We start from the raw sequence: 15,717 nt of genomic DNA on the forward strand, positions 1-15,717 counted from the left end.
AGTACCATTAGACTTTTAATAGGGCTATCTTACTTAGACTGCCCGCCAAGCTCAATTAAATAGCGAAATATGACAAAACAAACCGGATCTTTGTATGTTGTTGCCACACCCATCGGCAATTTAGCTGACATTAGCGAGCGCGCGGTGGCTACGTTAAAACAGGTTAGCTGTATCGCCGCTGAAGATACCCGCCACACCGGCAAGTTGCTGGCGCACTTAGGGGTGCAAACCCGCACCCTGGCATTGCACGACCATAATGAAAAGCAACGCGCTGCCAGTATTATTGCCCGTTGTCAGGCCGGTGAGGATATTGCGCTGGTGTCCGATGCCGGCACGCCACTGATCAGCGACCCTGGCTATAGCCTGGTGCGCCAGTGTCGTGCCGCAGGTGTCAGGGTGGTGCCTATACCTGGGCCAAGCGCCGTGATTACTGCGCTATGCGCCGCCGGGTTGCCAACGGATAAATTTTTGTTTATTGGTTTTCTGGCCGCCAAAAGTAGCCAGCGTCAGGCGCAACTGGCCGCATTGCCGGCTGATGTCGGCACTATAGTCTGTTATGAAACAGCCCGGCGTATTCAAGCCTGTCTGGACGATGTGGCACTGGTGCTGGGCGCTGATCGCGAGCTGGTGCTGGCTAAAGAATTAACCAAAACCTTTGAAGCTTTTTGTCATGGTACAGCGGCAGAGATCCAAGCCTGGCTGAATGACGACCCGCAGCGCTGCCAGGGTGAAATGGTGTTAATGATTGCCTCCGAGCCCGCCAAAGCGGCCGGCGATATTAGCGAGCAGGCACAGCAAACGTTAAAAATCCTGCTGGCCGAGCTACCGGTAAAGCAGGCCGCAGCGCTGACGGCACAAATTCACAATGAAAAGAAAAACCCACTGTATAAGCTGGCGTTAGAATGGTCTGGTGAAAGCTGACGATTCGGGTATAATCCGCGCTGAGTTGGCCAAGACAATCGCTGCTTGCGTAAGCAAGGGGAGGAAAGTCCGGGCTCCACAGGGCAGGGTGCCAGGTAACGCCTGGGGGGCGCGAGCCTACGACCAGTGCAACAGAGAGCAAACCGCCGATGGCCCGTACGTAAGTTCGGGATCAGGTAAGGGTGAAAGGGTGCGGTAAGAGCGCACCGCGCGACTGGCAACAGTTCGTGGCACGGTAAACTCCACCCGGAGCAAGATCAAATAGGCCCTCTATGGCGCGGCCCGCGTTGAGGGCGGGTAGATTGCTTGAGGCTTAGGGTGACCTAAGTCCTAGAGGAATGATTGTCACTCTGGCAACAGAGCACAGAACCCGGCTTAATGGCTAACTCACCTAATAACTAAAAAACCGCGCCCAGCTTTGCTGAGTGCGGTTTTTTTATGCAAGGTTCACGGCAGTTTTCCGGCAGAAAAAAGCCCGCGCAAGGCGGGCGAAAGGTACCAGGAACGTATGGAGCTTGTTACATAAACTTGTATTCCAGTAACAGGGTAAACGCCCGGCCACGTGGGTCGGCAATTCTTGGCTCCCAGGCCGCACCGGCAGCAAAATCGTTCTGGTGCGCGGTAAAGGGCGGGTCTCGATCAAACAGGTTTTTAATCCCGAAAGTCACGCTTAAATCTTCCATGCCTTTGTAGGTTACACTGTAGTTGTAAGTGAGGTAGCTGGAGACATTAGGATTCCAACCCGACGGGATATAGCTGCCGTTACGGACACTAACCGGCAATTCGTCTTTATAGCCATCACGATACAACTGAGTCAGGCTGTGGCTCCAGTCACCACGCACATAGCTGAAGTTCAGGGTGTGTTTCCATTTTATTGGCAGGTTGTAATAACGTACGTACTCGCCCACCAAATTGTCACTGTAAGGCAAGCTGTCGATGCCTTTGCTTTTAAAGGTGTCGATGTAGCTGCCGTTCAGGTTAATTTTCCAGGCACCGCCAGCCAGTTCGCCAATCACGTTTACATCCAGTTCAATACCCTGAGTCAGGGTACCGCCGGAATTAATAAAGCGCCGGTCAATCGCGACTACTTCGCCCGCGGCATTTCTTATCCAGTTGCCTGTAAATAAATCGTAGTTATCAATCAGCACATTGCGTGGCGCTGAGCGGATGGTGTTAGTTCGCTCAATTTCCCACCAGTCCAGGCTAAAGTTCAAATAATCGGTTGGTACCACAATAAAACCAAAGCTTTTTTGTTCGGATTCTTCCGGATCCAGGTCTGGCTTACCGCCAAACAGCTCAACGGGTTGGATCCGGCCACAACCGGCAACGGTTTCATCGGCAACGCCGCCGGGACAAGTGGCGGGGTCGGCCAAGTCCAGGCCGGTGTACTGTGACTCTGTCACGCCATTAAACAGTTGGTTAAAAGACGGCACTTTAAAGCCGGTGCTAAACGCACCACGAAACATTAGCTGGTCCATTGGTTTATAGCTAAACGCCACTTTTGGGTTGGTGGTACTGCCAAAACCATCATATTTATCGTAACGGCCGGCCAGGGTAACTTCCAGCTGATCCGTGACGGGTAAGTAGAACTCAGCAAACAGGGCTTTAATATCGCGGCTGACTTTGTCCAGCACGTTGGCATTATCAAACGGTGCTAAAAACACCGGACGCATTTCAGCCCGCTCATCACCATTAAATTTAAATTCTTCGCGACGTAAGTCGGTACCGACTGCCATCATAATGGCACCGCCAGGCAACTCCAGGCCAATTTCTCCTGATACGGTGGCGTCAATCTGAGTCATAATCGACTCGCCGCCATATAAGGTAACACCGGCAGCCGATGCACTTTGCAATGCAGCTAAACCGGCTGCCGACTGACTTTGCCCTGGTAACAGGAAGGGATTAAGGTCGCCGCTGCCTAATACTTGTTGTAACGCATCGGTGTAATAATAGCCGCCACCCAATTGCGACTCTGATTCGCTTGATGCGCGCGAGACACCAACGTTGTAATCCCAGTCAGCGACCACACCCTCAAACGACGCCAGCAAGCGATAAGACTTAGTCGTCGTATCAATTTCACGCCCGCCACAGGCCATGCAGCGCCAACGATAAGCAATACTTTCGCCGTAATTGAGCTGATCGGCACCAAAATAACTGGCCAGAGCGTTGTAAATAGTGTCATAGGATGCGCCGGTGCTGGGGTACCAGGTACTGGGGCCAAAGGTGCCACTTGGCGAAATCTGGTAGGGTTCAAAGGCCTTACTGACATCCACTTTTGAGGCAACAAATTCAATAGTGGCAGTATGCTGTTCAGCCAGTTTAAAGGAAGCCCGGCCGACAAAGTCGATGCTTTCCTGTGGTTGCTGAATACGTGCCGCTGCAGGGTAATCCCAGGCGCAGGCATAACGGGATGACTCAGAGCTCCATAGCCTGTGATCATAAGGTCCCATCATATCGCCACCGCTTTCGCAGCCCGCCGCCCCCGGTAAATCCAGAATATTCACGGCAATAACCGACTGGCCATCGAGTGGATCAATCAGGCCGGTACCAATCAGGTTTGGCTGAGTTGCGCCGCGGTTAAATACTGTCGCAAAAGGCGTGCCACGGGTATCGGGTGATAACCCCCGTTCAGGTTGAAAGGTATTTGAGAAGTCGCGATCTGAGCCTTTCAGTACTTCGTTTTTCTTTAATGACAAGGTTGCAAAAGCATTCCAGCCATCTTTATTAAAATCGCCGGTACCAACCAGCAAGTTAGTACGGTAAATATTACCGCCGCCAGCCTGGGTATGATCGACAAAAGCTGACGCTTCTGCGCCGGTATAGTCACGTTTGGTGATAAAGTTAATCACGCCGCCGATGGCATCGGTGCCATAAACGGCAGACGCACCATCACGTAATACTTCTACCCGATCCAATGCAGCAAACGGAATAGAGTTTAAGTCTACTGCCCGGCCTTTTAAACCATGAGTGGCTACGCGGCGGCCGTTTAGCAGCACCAGCGTAGCATCTGCACCCTGGCCACGCAGGTTGGCGCCCGATACCCCGTTGTTGCCGCGTTGTTCTTCCGACACAATACCGCCATTACTGGCCAGATTGTCAGACGAGTTACCGGCGATATTCAACTGTAATAGCAATTGTTCGGCAGAGGTAATACCGGCGGCATCAATATCTGCCCGACTGAAAGTGGTAATAGGTAAGGCACCTTCCAGTGCAGTACGCTTGATGCTGGAGCCGGTAACCCGAATACGTTCCACTACTTTGGCATCGGTGTCGGATGCGTCGGCTGGCGGCAGATTATCCTGCGCCATAACCTGGGTGCTGAGGCCTGCTAGGGCAAGGGCCTGAATAATTTTAGTCAACTTCATCACTCTCTCCTGGATTGGCAGTTGTGTCTTATTATCGCTATCCGTTAGTCGGGTTCTGATCGCCCGTTATTATTGCTGGTGACAGATGTTTATTTTCTGCACAAAATTAACATAGCAATAAATTTTTGGTTTTGAAAATAATTTATGCTAAAAATCACTAATAATTGGAATATTTGATTCTATTTGCAGCTATGATAAAAGTCAGCCCGTGCTTTTAGCAGGCCGTTAAGAGGGTGAGATGAAGCTAAGTTACTGTTTATATTTATATCTTTGGTTAAGCGCGCTACTTTTTCAGGGAATTGCTTATGCCGGGTCAGATATTCCGATGCTAAAAACTGATCAGTTGCATGCCAGCTACTGGCAGGCAAAGCTGGCCGATGCCAATACGATATTACTGACGCCAGAGCAAATCAGCGCCAGAAATAAAGATACCTTTGCCCGCCAGGCAACCATGACCGAACTGGCTACGCTGCCTGCCAGCGTGTCGGCGGCCGCTTTAACGGCGATGATTACGCAGGCCAGTGCTCAATCAGACCAGCCGCGGTTTTATGCCGATGGCACGGCAGTAAGTCAAAAGCAGTGGCAAGCCTACCGGCATCAGCTGAATATTGAGGCGGTGCAGGCCGATAACCCGCTGCAGTTTGCGTTAGTGGTAAAACGTGCTGATTTACGCAGCATGCCCAGCACCGACCGGGTGCACAACCAGCAGATGGCGCTGGATTTAGATCGCTTTCAGGAAACCGCCTTGTTTCCGGGCGAAGCCGTGGCAGTATTACATCAAAGCCGTGATGCGAGCTGGCTGCTGGTACAGAATTATCATTATACCGGCTGGGTGCAAGCGCAGCATGTCGCGCTGGGCAGCCGGCAACAGGTACTGGCTTATCGCGCCCAAACGCCGTTTCTGGTGGTAACCGCTGCCCGCGCTTATACCAGCTATACCCCGGCCAGAGCCGATATTTCAGCGCTGATGCTCGACATGGGCACGCGCTTACCGCTGCTGACTACCGCGGATACCGGCCACAATGTGCATGGCCAGAACCCACATGCCAGCCATATTGTGCAGTTGCCGGTCAGGAACCCCGATGGCAGCCTGGATTTTACCCCGGCGCTAATTGCGCGCCAGTATGATGTCAGCATTGGCTATTTGCCCTATACCCCGGCCAATATCCTGCAGCAGGCGTTTAAGTTTCTGGGCGACCGCTATGGCTGGGGCCATGCTTATGACAGCCGCGATTGCACCGGCTTTATTATCGAAATATACCGCAGCTTTGGGTTGCTGATGCCGCGTAATTCCGGCCAGCAGGGTGAGGGCAGTTATGGTCAGAATATCCGCTTCAGCGCGCAAAGCAGTACTGGCGATAAACTGACAGCAATACGTCAGGCCAATGCCGGCGACTTAATTTATCGGCCAGGCCACGTTATGCTGTACTTAGGTAGCGCCCCTGTTGAGGGCAGCGATAAGGACGAACCCTTTGTGATCCATTCGGTACATGACCTGGCGTACTTTGTGGATGCTGCTGATCTAACAGCTGGCGCTGCACCGCCGCAGTTGTATCAGGGGGTATTAAACGGGGTGGCGGTAACACCGCTGACACCGCTGCAGCTAAAGGCTGACAGCAGTTATCTGGATAAAATATACGCGATTAAATCGTTGCGTTAACCGAGGCTTGTATGAAAATTACCGATATCCGGCTGGGCATGCTGACCATACCGCTGAAAACGCCGTTTAAAACGGCACTGCGCACTGTGCAGCAAATTGAAGATGTGGTGGTAATGATTGAAACTGATACCGGCCATATTGGCTATGGTGAAGCCCCTGCCACCGCTGTGATTACCGGCGATATTCATGGCTCTATTATCGATGCCATCAAAAGCGTGATTAAGCCAAAGCTGCTTGGTCAGCAAATTGCCGATCTCAACCATATTATCCGCCTTATTCAGGGCGCCATTATGAAAAACTACAGTGCCAAAGCGGCGGTGGAAATGGCGGTGTATGATTTATTTGCCCAGCTGTATCAGGCGCCGCTATATAAAATACTCGGTGGTGGTGTGCCAAAAATAACTACAGATATCACCATCAGCGTCGACTATATTGACAAAATGGTCGCCGACTCGTTAAGCGCTATCGACCGCGGTTTTGAAACCCTGAAAGTAAAAGTCGGTAAAGATATCGGGGTGGACATTGAGCGGGTAAAAGCCATCTATGCCGCCGTGGCCGGTAAAGCGCTGATCCGGCTGGATGCCAACCAGGGCTGGACCGCCAAAGAGGCGGTGTATGCGCTGCGCAAACTGGAAGACTCCGGGGTGCGGCTGGAGCTGGTAGAGCAACCGGTAAAAGCCTACGATTTAGAAGGTTTAAAATACATTACCGAGCGGGTGCATACGCCGGTGATGGCTGACGAAAGCAGTTTTGGCCCGCGCGAGGTGATTGAGCTGATTAAAATGCGCGCTGCCGATATTATCAATATTAAGCTGATGAAAACCGGCGGTATTGCCAATGCCATAAAAATTGCCGATATTTGCTCGTTCTACGATATGCAATGCATGATAGGTTGCATGCTGGAAGGCAGTATCAGTGTGGCGGCTGCAGTGCACGTCGCGGTGGCCAAATCAGATGTCATCACCAAAATAGACTTAGACGGCCCGTCGCTGTGTGCCTTTGATCCGGTGCGCAGCAGTGTTAACTTTAATGATGCCGATATTACCATTGGCAATGCGCCGGGGTTGGGCATTACCGCTATTGATGGTCTGATTATGCTGCCCTAGCATAGCTGAGTGCTGAGTGCTGAGTGCTGAGTGCTGAGTTTAGGGTTTTTCCAGTAAGCCCAGTAACTCGGTGCTTTCGGTCAGCGCCAAATCGTTGTTCTGCCACTGGCACAGTTGCAAATACAGCATATGGCACAGGTGTTGCTGCGCTAACTGGGTTAACAGCGGATTGAGCCGGATATCTTCTTCGGCGCTTAGCGTAAATAAGGTGATGTCGGCCGCCAGACTCTGGGCATTGGTGCTGTAGCTGGTCAGCGAGATAATTTTCAGCTGGCGGCTTTTGGCATAATGCTCCAGTTTCAGTAAATCGCTGTTTTGGCCGGAATCTGATACCAGCAGCAACACACTGGTGTCGGTTAAACTGCGGGCCAGTTGTAATGCTAACGCCGGATCGGCATGATGCAGAGCCAGCTTGCCCAGCTGCAATAAGCGGAACTGCATATCGGCCACCACTATTGCGGACTTGGCAAAACCGGCCAGCAGTATCTTATCGGCAGCTTGTAATAAGCGGGCGGCCTGTAGCAGGGTTTTTTCATCATTAATGGTGAGCAGGGTACGCAGATGTTGCTGCAGGCTGAACTGCAACTGCTCGCCAATGCCCAGCAAGCTGCCATCGTCATTATTTTTATCAGCCTGATCCCGGTTCAGGGTACTGGCGGTAACCACGGCTTCGTTAATGGCCAGTTTCAGATCAGGGTACCCTTTGTAGCCCAGTTTCTGACAAAACTTCACCACGCTGGATTGGCTGATGCCAACCGCATCAGCTAATTGCTGCGATGAGTAATCGCGTAGCATATGGGCATTGTCCAGAATAAACTCGGCCAGCTTGCGCTCAATAACCGACATCTGGTCCAGCATGCCACGGATCTTTAGTAAACTCAGCATAGGCGGTGATCTTAGGCTCAGCCGGCCCGGTGGCCGACTATAAAAAATGAGTTATGCGATATGTAAATTTATATTGAATAATTTATTCAGCAATAGCAAGTTTTCCGGTGAAAAAGCTATGGCGGCGAAATAAATTCTGAGTTGAGTTAAGCATCGTCCTGCTAGCATGCACCACTTTTCCCCACCAAAATCATCCACTTCTACCGAGCGCCTGTTTTTACTGGATCTATATCGATCAACAGAGTCCGTTTTTACCTTGACATTGGTCAAAGCTGAGCCCTAAACTGTATCGTTGTGGGGATTTGTGGGTAATTGTGGATCAATTTGGAATATTCCAGACGATTCAGGCTGGCGCTGCGCTAAAAAACGCAGCCAGATTAACCAGGCAGATAAGTTATGTTTCGTGGGTCATTTACACTGACATTGGATGATAAGGGACGGTTAGCGCTACCAGCGCGTTACCGGGAAATCCTGTTGTCTGAAAATCAGGGCCATTTGATCTGCACCATCGATTTGCACGATCCCTGCTTATTATTGTACCCACTGGCTGACTGGGAAGAAATAGAAGAAAAACTGAAGTGCCTGTCCAGCCTGAACCCGCAGGAACGCCGTTTACAGCGTTTGCTGCTGGGTAACGCCACCGATTGTGATATGGATAAAAGCGGCCGCATTTTGGTGCCGGCGCCACTGCGCCAGCACGCTGGATTGTCGAAAAATATCCGGCTGGTTGGCCAGCTGAATAAATTTGAAATATGGGACGAAGCTGCCTGGCACGAGCGGTTAAACGCTGATATCGAGCTGGAACAAGCCCAGGCGGGCAACGTTGAATTATCTGAACGATTACAGGACTTTGTACTGTAAATGACCAATCAAGCCCATATCTCTGTCCTGCTGCAGGAAGCACTGGACGGACTCGCTATCAAAGCCGACGGGGTTTACCTGGACGGCACCTTTGGTCGTGGCGGTCATAGCCGGGCCATTCTTAATTTACTTGGCCCGGATGGCCGTTTATTTGCGATAGACCGCGATCCCGCCGCCATTGCTGCTGCAGCCCCACTGCAAGCTGATGCGCGTTTTCACATCACCCATACCCCCTTTGCCGCCCTGGCAACCGTGGCTGAGCAACAACAGCTCAGTGGCAAATTAGATGGCATTTTGCTGGATTTAGGCGTGTCTTCCCCACAACTGGATGACGCTGAACGTGGTTTTAGCTTTATGCGCGACGGCCCGCTGGATATGCGGATGGACCCCAGCAACGGCCTGTCGGCAGCAGCCTGGCTGGCCACTGCCGATGTAGAACAGATCAGCTTTGTGCTACGCGAATATGGCGAGGAGCGCTATGCCTGGCGTATTGCCCAGGCCATAGTCGCGGCCAGGCTGGAAACCCCCTTTACCCGCACTGCCCAGTTGGCGAAGCTGATTAGTGACAGTGTGCCGAAAAGTCATAAAGAGAAAAAGCACCCTGCTACCCGCAGCTTCCAGGCGATCCGCATTTACGTTAATAGCGAGCTGGAGCAGGTAAACCTGGCGCTGCATGCGGCGATGGCAGTATTAAAGCCTGGTGGCAGGCTGGTGGTGATCAGTTTTCATTCGCTGGAAGATCGGCTGGTAAAACAATTTATGCGCCGCTTCTCTAAAGGCGAGCCGGTGCCACGTGGCATGCCGCTGACCGATGCCCAGTTAAAGCAGGCCATTCCGCTGAAACTGATCGGCAAAGCCATTATGCCATCTGATGCCGAGCTTGATGCCAATCCGCGCGCCCGCAGTGCCGTGCTGCGTATAGCGGAGAAACAAGCCATATGAGCCAGATTCAGCTGGAACGTTTAATCAGTCAGGACTGGCGCCAGCACAAACTGGTGGCAGTGTTACTGTTGGCTTGTATAGCTGCGGCGCTGGCCGTGGTGTATCTGGCCCATTTAAACCGCCAGCTGACCATTGCGCAGGATACCTACTATCAGCAGCGTGATCAGCTCGATAGCGAATGGCGCAATTTATTGCTGGAACAACGCGCGCTGGCAGAGCATAGCCGGGTAGAAGACATCGCCCGGCGCCGCTTGAATATGCAACGCCCAAGTGGTGACAACGATATTATGGTGAGGCCGCAATGAGTGCTAAACCACGCAAAAGCCAGGCTAAAGCCCGCCAGTATCCGTCGGTGATTAACTGGCGTTTCGCTTTTGTGATGCTGAGTTTATCGCTGGTGTTTGTGGCATTGCTGGCCCGCGCTGCCTGGTTGCAGGTAGTCGAGCCTGACATGCTGGTAAGCCAGGGCGACCGTCGTAGCTTGCGGGTAGAAGCCGATACCGTTATGCGCGGCATGGTATTCGACCGCCATGGCGAAGCGTTGGCCGTCAGTGTGCCGGTTGAAGCCATCTGGGCTGATCCGAAAATTGTCATAGAGCGCAATGCCCCAGGCGATGAGCGGCGCTGGCATGCGCTGGCAGAAATACTGCAAATGACGCCACAGCAGCTGTTAAGCCGGGTGGGTGATAACCCGCAGCGACGCTTTGTTTATCTGCAGCGCCAGGTAAATCCGGCCGTGGTCGACTACGTTAAAAAATTAAAAGTGCCGGGTATCTACTTTCGGCAGGAATCGCGTCGCTATTATCCGGCTGGTGAAGTTACCGCCCAGTTAATCGGCTTTACCAATGTCGATGATATAGGCGTGGAAGGCATTGAAAAACGCTTCGATGCCCTGCTGACCGGCACCGCTGGACGCAAGGTATTTCGCAAAGATGCCAAAGGCCGGGAAATTGAAGTGCTGGAGCGCCAGGATGCCACTGCGCCGGCCAACCTGCAGCTGAGCATTGACCAGCGCATTCAAACCGTGGCCTACCGCGAATTGAAAAAAGCGGTACTGTCGCACGGCGCCACCTCAGGATCTGCAGTGGTGGTAGATGTACTAACCGGTGAAATTCTGGCCATGGTGAACAGCCCGTCGTTTAACCCGAATAACCGGCGCAATACCCCGGTGCATCGCTTTCGCAACCGCGCCATTACCGATACTTTTGAGCCCGGTTCCACCATGAAACCGCTGGCGGTACTCAGTGCGCTGGAGTTTGGCAGTGCCACTCTGGATACGGTAATTGATACCCATCCTGGTACCATGCGCATCGGCGGTAGCTGGGTACGCGATGCCATTAACTACAAGAAACTGGATCTGACCGGCATTATTCAGAAATCCAGTAATATCGGGGTAGCCCGTCTGGTACTGGATATGCCGCATCAGCATGTATTGGGTTTATACAATAATATGGGGCTGGGCGAAGATACCGGCATGGGCTTAAATGGCGAGAGCAGTGGTATTTTCAGCTATCGGCAGCGCTGGTCTGATTTTGAGCGAGCAACCTTTTCTTACGGTTATGGTTTATCGGTCACCGCTGTGCAGCTGGCCCGTGCTTACGCCACCATGGGCAACGGCGGCGTTAACCGGCCGCTGAGTATTATTAAAACTACCGAGCCTGAGCCTGGCCAACGGGTGCTGGCACATAAACATGCGCTGGCCATGCTGGAAATGATGGAAGCCAATATTGGCCCCGGTGGCACAGCCACCCGGGCGCAGGTGCAGGGTTATCGGGTTGGTGGTAAAACAGGTACTGCGCGCAAAGCCATCGCCGGGGGTTATGGCGATGACTATATTGCCTCTTTTGCCGGGGTGGGTCCGGTCTCTAATCCACGTATTGCCACTGTGGTGGTAATTAACGAGCCTGCCGGTGATTTTTATCACGGTGGTGAAATTGCAGCACCGGTATTTGCCAGCATTATGGGCGCCAGTCTGCAACTACTGAATGTTACACCCGACGCCAATACCGGCCCGGCGCTTATCAGTCATGCAGGGGGCCGCCATGCCAACTAACCAGTTACATTTATGGTTACCAGAGCGCACGCAACAGCTGGCCGACCGGCCACTGCGCTATTTGCAGCTGGATAGCCGTAACGTTAGCCGCGATGATGTGTTTATTGCCCTGCCGGGTACCCGTGAGCACGGTAATCAGTATATCAACCAGGCGCTGGCTCAGGGCGCCGCGCTGGTGCTAACTGACAGTGGCAGTTATCAGGACGAGCGAGTGCTGGTGATCAGCGATTTGGTCGCGCAAATGCCGGCACTGGCGGCGCGTTTTTATCATCAGCCACAAAAGCAGCTGCAGTTAGTGGGGGTTACCGGCACCAATGGTAAGTCCAGCACCTGCTGTTACATTAATCAGCTGGCCGGACAGTGCGCTACGCCGGCTGCGGTAGTGGGTACTTTAGGTTACGGCCATTGGCAGCAGTTAACACCACTGCTTAATACCACGCCGCACTATATTGATTTACAACGCATTTTAAGTGAATTGCTGCAACAGAAAACCGAGCTGGTAGCGATGGAAGTCTCGTCACATGCGCTGGTGCAGCAGCGGGTAGCGGGTTTACAGTTTCAGGTTGCTGTGTTTACCAATTTAAGCCGTGATCATCTGGATTACCATGGCAGCATGGCAGAGTATGGCCAGGCAAAAAGTTTGTTGTTTCAACCTGATATGAGCCGCTGCGCCGTGCTGAATGTTTCTGATCCCCTGGGTAAAGCCCTGGCCAGCCGGCACGATATTCCGGTGTGGGCCTATGGTAAAGCCGAAGATTGCCAGGGGCAGCCGCGCTTTCTGGGCTATCACCAGTTAACCGCCTACGAGCAAGGTTACCGCTGCCTGTTAAGCAGCCATGCCGGCGAGCATGAATTGCACCTACCATTACTGGGTGAATTTAATGTGCAGAATGCTTTAGCCGCAATTAGCAGCTTACTGGCACTGGGTTATGACTTAACCGCACTGTTGCACGCTGCCGGCCATTTGCAGCCGCTGGCCGGGCGGATGGAGCAATTTCCGTTCAGCCACGGTGTTACCGTGGTGGTTGATTACGCCCACACCCCCGATGCGCTGCAACAAGCCCTGCAAGCCTTGCGTCAGCATTGCGGCGGCCGGCTATGGTGTGTGTTTGGTTGCGGAGGCGATCGCGACAAAGGCAAGCGGCCAATAATGGGCCAGTTAGCACAGCAATATGCTGATCATTGCATTGTGACTTCTGATAACCCGCGCAGCGAAAATCCACTGCAAATATGCCAGGACATCGCAGCGGGTATGCAAAGTACAGACAACTACCGGCTGGAACCTAACCGGCAGCTGGCCATTAAACTGGCGCTGGTAAGTGCCCAGCCGGGCGATGTGATCTTACTGGCTGGCAAAGGCCATGAAACAACCCAAATTATCGGGCACGAACAGCAACACTATGATGAACGTGCCTATGTGCGGCAACTAATGTCGGAGATGGCATCATGATAACGCTACACTGTGCAGAAATAGCCACCCTGTTGCAGGGGCAGTTAATTGGCGACGATCACCTGATCAGTCAGGTCAGCACAGATAGCCGAACGATAAGCGCCGGCGCCTTGTTTATTGCCCTGAAGGGGCCAAACTTTGATGGCAGCCGCTTTGCTGCGGATGTTATGGCCAAAGGGGCTGTGGCTATAGTGGTTGAGCGGCCACTGGACAATATTGGCATCAGTCAGATTATCGTTGCCGATACCCGGCTGGCGTTAGGGCAGCTTGGTGCGGCCATTAAGGCGCGTTTGCAACCGAAAACCATCGCAGTTACCGGTAGTGCCGGTAAAACCACAGTAAAAGAAATGCTGGCGGCCATTTTAAGCCGCTGTGGCCAGGTGTTAGCGACCCAGGGCAACTTTAATAATGATATTGGTGTGCCGCTGACGTTATTACGGCTGACCGCACAACACCAGTATGCCGTGATGGAGCTGGGCGCCAATCACGCCGGTGAAATTGCTTATACTACCTCACTGGTTAAACCCGACGTGGCCATTATTACCAACGCAGCAGCCTCTCATCTGGAAGGCTTTGGCGATACCTATGGCGTAGCCCGCGCTAAAGGTGAGATTTTCTCTGGCGTAAGTCCTGGCGGTACCGCCATTATTCAGCATGACAGTGAATTCACTGACTACTGGCTTAACCGCTGCAAGGAATTAAAGGTAGTGCGTTTTGCCAGTAACTACAGTGCCGATGCTCCACAGAGCGATGCCGACATCCGCGCAGAGCAAATTGAACTGAATAGTTTAGGCTGTGCCCGCTTTACCCTGGTATACGGTAACGAGCGGGTGCTGGTACAGCTGAGCCTGCCGGGCAAGCACAACGTCGCCAATGCGCTGGCCGCAGCCGCTGCGGCCATTGCTGTTGGTGCGCAGCTAAGTGATGTGCAATTGGGGCTGGCCCAGATGGCGGCAGTAAAAGGCCGCACCAACATTGTGCAGTTAAGCCCACAGATAACCCTTATCGACGACAGTTATAACGCTAACGTCGAATCGGCTAAGGCGGCTATCGATTTACTGGCCAGTTACCCGGGTTGTCAGGTGCTGTTGCTGGGCGACATGGCAGAGCTTGGCGCTAACGCCCGTTTATACCATGAAGAAATTGGTTTATACGCCAAAAATGCCGGTATTAATCTGTTATTCACCCTGGGTGTGTTATCACAGAGCGCGAGTGACTTGTTCAACGGACAAGGCGCGCATTTCAGCTCGCGGCAGTCAATGTTAGACCGACTTATGCCGTTAATTACAACCCAGCAAAATGTCACCATACTCGTTAAGGGTTCGCGCAGCGCGAAAATGGAGTTAGTTGTACAGGACTTGCTAGAACGATGTCAGCAGGAGCGTAGCCCATGTTAGTGTGGTTAGCCGAATATTTAACCCAGTATATCAGCTTTTTTAATGTGTTCAGTTATCTGACCTTTCGCTCGATCCTGGGCGTGTTAACCTCATTATTTTTAAGCTTGTACTTCGGCCCGATCCTGATTGCCCGCCTGCAGAAAATGCAAATAGGCCAGGTGGTGCGTGGCGATGGTCCGGAAAGTCACTTCTCGAAAAAAGGCACGCCTACCATGGGTGGCCTGCTGATTCTGGGCTCTATTCTGATCAGTACCTTACTGTGGGCCAATCTGAGTAACAAATATATCTGGGTGGTGCTGTTTGTGCTGGTCAGTTTTGGCGCCATTGGTTTTATTGACGACTATCGCAAAGTGATCCGCAAAGACCCAAAAGGGCTGATCGCCCGCTGGAAATATTTCTGGCAGTCGGTATTTGCCATTATTACTGCGCTGTTTTTATATATGACCGCCGAACGCCCGGCCGAAACGGCCTTGCTGGTGCCGTTCTTAAAAGACGTGATGCCCCAGCTGGGCATTCTGTTTCTGGCGCTGAGTTACTTTGTGATTGTCGGTACCAGTAATGCTGTCAACTTAACCGATGGCCTGGATGGCCTGGCCATAGTGCCGACCATTATGGTGGCCGGTGCCTTTGCCATTATTGCCTACGCCAGTGGTAATGTTATTTTTGCCGGTTACCTGAATATTCCTTATTTACCCTATGCCAGCGAGCTGGTGGTGCTGTGCTCGGCCCTGATTGGTGCTGGCCTGGGTTTCCTCTGGTTTAACACCTATCCGGCCCAGGTTTTTATGGGCGATGTCGGCTCACTGGCGCTGGGTGCCGTGCTGGGCGTGATTGCCATTTTAGTGCGCCAGGAAATTGTGCTGTTTATTATGGGCGGCATTTTTGTGATGGAAACGGTGTCGGTGATCCTGCAGGTGGGCTCTTATAAATTGCGCGGCCAGCGAATTTTCCGGATGGCTCCTATTCATCATCATTACGAGTTAAAAGGCTGGCCAGAGCCGCGGGTGATTGTCCGCTTCTGGATTTTATCAATCATTTTTGTACTGGTGGGTCTGGCGACCCTGAAGCTGAGATAAC

At 52.5% G+C, this 15,717-nt stretch carries 12 protein-coding genes and 1 other RNA gene; 11 read left to right on the forward strand and 2 right to left on the reverse strand.

Annotated elements, in window-relative coordinates; genetic code table 11:
• Positions 1 to 69 precede the first annotated feature (69 nt).
• Positions 70 to 921, forward strand: coding sequence for a 16S rRNA (cytidine(1402)-2'-O)-methyltransferase (gene rsmI, locus WG68_RS12930; RefSeq protein ID WP_046558114.1), 852 nt, complete (start codon positions 70 to 72; stop codon positions 919 to 921).
• Positions 922 to 942: 21 nt separating this feature from the next.
• Positions 943 to 1,315, forward strand: an RNA gene (gene rnpB, locus WG68_RS19160) — RNase P RNA component class A.
• A 124-nt stretch (positions 1,316 to 1,439) separates the two neighbouring features.
• Here the strand turns inward: rnpB and WG68_RS12935 are convergent.
• A complete protein-coding gene (locus WG68_RS12935; protein ID WP_046558115.1) occupies positions 1,440 to 4,286 on the reverse strand; it encodes a TonB-dependent receptor in 2,847 nt (948 codons plus the stop codon).
• A gap of 238 nt (positions 4,287 to 4,524) precedes the next feature.
• Between WG68_RS12935 and WG68_RS12940 the strand changes: the two genes are divergently transcribed.
• Positions 4,525 to 5,946, forward strand: coding sequence for an SH3 domain-containing protein (locus WG68_RS12940; protein ID WP_046558116.1), 1,422 nt, complete (start codon positions 4,525 to 4,527; stop codon positions 5,944 to 5,946).
• An 11-nt stretch (positions 5,947 to 5,957) separates the two neighbouring features.
• Positions 5,958 to 7,052, forward strand: a complete 1,095-nt coding sequence (locus tag WG68_RS12945; RefSeq protein WP_046558117.1) for a dipeptide epimerase — start codon at positions 5,958 to 5,960, stop codon at positions 7,050 to 7,052.
• Positions 7,053 to 7,091: 39 nt separating this feature from the next.
• Here WG68_RS12945 and WG68_RS12950 read toward each other — a convergent pair whose 3' ends face one another.
• Entirely contained in the window at positions 7,092 to 7,937 is an 846-nt protein-coding gene (locus WG68_RS12950; RefSeq protein ID WP_046558118.1) for a MurR/RpiR family transcriptional regulator, read from the reverse strand.
• A gap of 396 nt (positions 7,938 to 8,333) precedes the next feature.
• Here WG68_RS12950 and mraZ point away from each other — a divergent pair, with 396 nt between their 5' ends.
• From mraZ to mraY, 7 genes are read left to right on the forward strand one after another with little or no spacing between them, the layout of a single operon-like run.
• Positions 8,334 to 8,798, forward strand: a complete 465-nt coding sequence (mraZ, locus tag WG68_RS12955; protein ID WP_046558119.1) for a division/cell wall cluster transcriptional repressor MraZ — start codon at positions 8,334 to 8,336, stop codon at positions 8,796 to 8,798.
• The gene (gene rsmH, locus WG68_RS12960; protein ID WP_046558120.1) at positions 8,799 to 9,740 is read left to right on the forward strand and encodes a 16S rRNA (cytosine(1402)-N(4))-methyltransferase RsmH; all 942 of its coding nucleotides are present in this window, start codon (positions 8,799 to 8,801) and stop codon (positions 9,738 to 9,740) included.
• Complete coding sequence (ftsL, locus tag WG68_RS12965; RefSeq protein ID WP_046558121.1) at positions 9,737 to 10,045, forward strand: cell division protein FtsL; 309 nt, start codon at positions 9,737 to 9,739, stop codon at positions 10,043 to 10,045. The genes rsmH and ftsL overlap by 4 nt, the downstream gene beginning before the upstream one ends.
• Positions 10,042 to 11,793 carry a penicillin-binding transpeptidase domain-containing protein gene (locus tag WG68_RS12970; protein WP_046558122.1) on the forward strand — a complete coding sequence of 584 codons (1,752 nt, stop codon included), beginning with the start codon at positions 10,042 to 10,044 and terminating at the stop codon, positions 11,791 to 11,793. Before ftsL ends, WG68_RS12970 begins: the two co-directional genes overlap by 4 nt.
• Positions 11,783 to 13,243, forward strand: a complete 1,461-nt coding sequence (locus tag WG68_RS12975; RefSeq protein WP_046558123.1) for a UDP-N-acetylmuramoyl-L-alanyl-D-glutamate--2,6-diaminopimelate ligase — start codon at positions 11,783 to 11,785, stop codon at positions 13,241 to 13,243. The genes WG68_RS12970 and WG68_RS12975 overlap by 11 nt, the downstream gene beginning before the upstream one ends.
• Positions 13,240 to 14,640, forward strand: a complete 1,401-nt coding sequence (locus tag WG68_RS12980) for a UDP-N-acetylmuramoyl-tripeptide--D-alanyl-D-alanine ligase (protein ID WP_046558124.1) — start codon at positions 13,240 to 13,242, stop codon at positions 14,638 to 14,640. The genes WG68_RS12975 and WG68_RS12980 overlap by 4 nt, the downstream gene beginning before the upstream one ends.
• Positions 14,634 to 15,716: a phospho-N-acetylmuramoyl-pentapeptide-transferase gene (mraY, locus tag WG68_RS12985; RefSeq protein ID WP_046558125.1), complete on the forward strand. Its 1,083-nt coding sequence runs from the start codon at positions 14,634 to 14,636 to the stop codon at positions 15,714 to 15,716. The genes WG68_RS12980 and mraY overlap by 7 nt, the downstream gene beginning before the upstream one ends.
• Position 15,717: the final 1 nt, after the last annotated feature.

The organism is Arsukibacterium ikkense, from assembly GCF_000987775.1.
GTDB lineage: Bacteria > Pseudomonadota > Gammaproteobacteria > Enterobacterales > Alteromonadaceae > Alishewanella > Alishewanella ikkense.

Bases quoted from the DNA above. Each gene is read 5' to 3' on its own strand.
- rsmI (WP_046558114.1), top strand. From the start codon at position 70: ATGACAAAACAAACCGGATCTTTGTATGTTGTTGCCACACCCATCGGC.
- WG68_RS12935 (WP_046558115.1), bottom strand. From the start codon at position 4,286: ATGAAGTTGACTAAAATTATTCAGGCCCTTGCCCTAGCAGGCCTCAGC.
- WG68_RS12940 (WP_046558116.1), top strand. From the start codon at position 4,525: ATGAAGCTAAGTTACTGTTTATATTTATATCTTTGGTTAAGCGCGCTA.
- WG68_RS12945 (WP_046558117.1), top strand. From the start codon at position 5,958: ATGAAAATTACCGATATCCGGCTGGGCATGCTGACCATACCGCTGAAA.
- WG68_RS12950 (WP_046558118.1), bottom strand. From the start codon at position 7,937: ATGCTGAGTTTACTAAAGATCCGTGGCATGCTGGACCAGATGTCGGTT.
- mraZ (WP_046558119.1), top strand. From the start codon at position 8,334: ATGTTTCGTGGGTCATTTACACTGACATTGGATGATAAGGGACGGTTA.
- rsmH (WP_046558120.1), top strand. From the start codon at position 8,799: ATGACCAATCAAGCCCATATCTCTGTCCTGCTGCAGGAAGCACTGGAC.
- ftsL (WP_046558121.1), top strand. From the start codon at position 9,737: ATGAGCCAGATTCAGCTGGAACGTTTAATCAGTCAGGACTGGCGCCAG.
- WG68_RS12970 (WP_046558122.1), top strand. From the start codon at position 10,042: ATGAGTGCTAAACCACGCAAAAGCCAGGCTAAAGCCCGCCAGTATCCG.
- WG68_RS12975 (WP_046558123.1), top strand. From the start codon at position 11,783: ATGCCAACTAACCAGTTACATTTATGGTTACCAGAGCGCACGCAACAG.
- WG68_RS12980 (WP_046558124.1), top strand. From the start codon at position 13,240: ATGATAACGCTACACTGTGCAGAAATAGCCACCCTGTTGCAGGGGCAG.
- mraY (WP_046558125.1), top strand. From the start codon at position 14,634: ATGTTAGTGTGGTTAGCCGAATATTTAACCCAGTATATCAGCTTTTTT.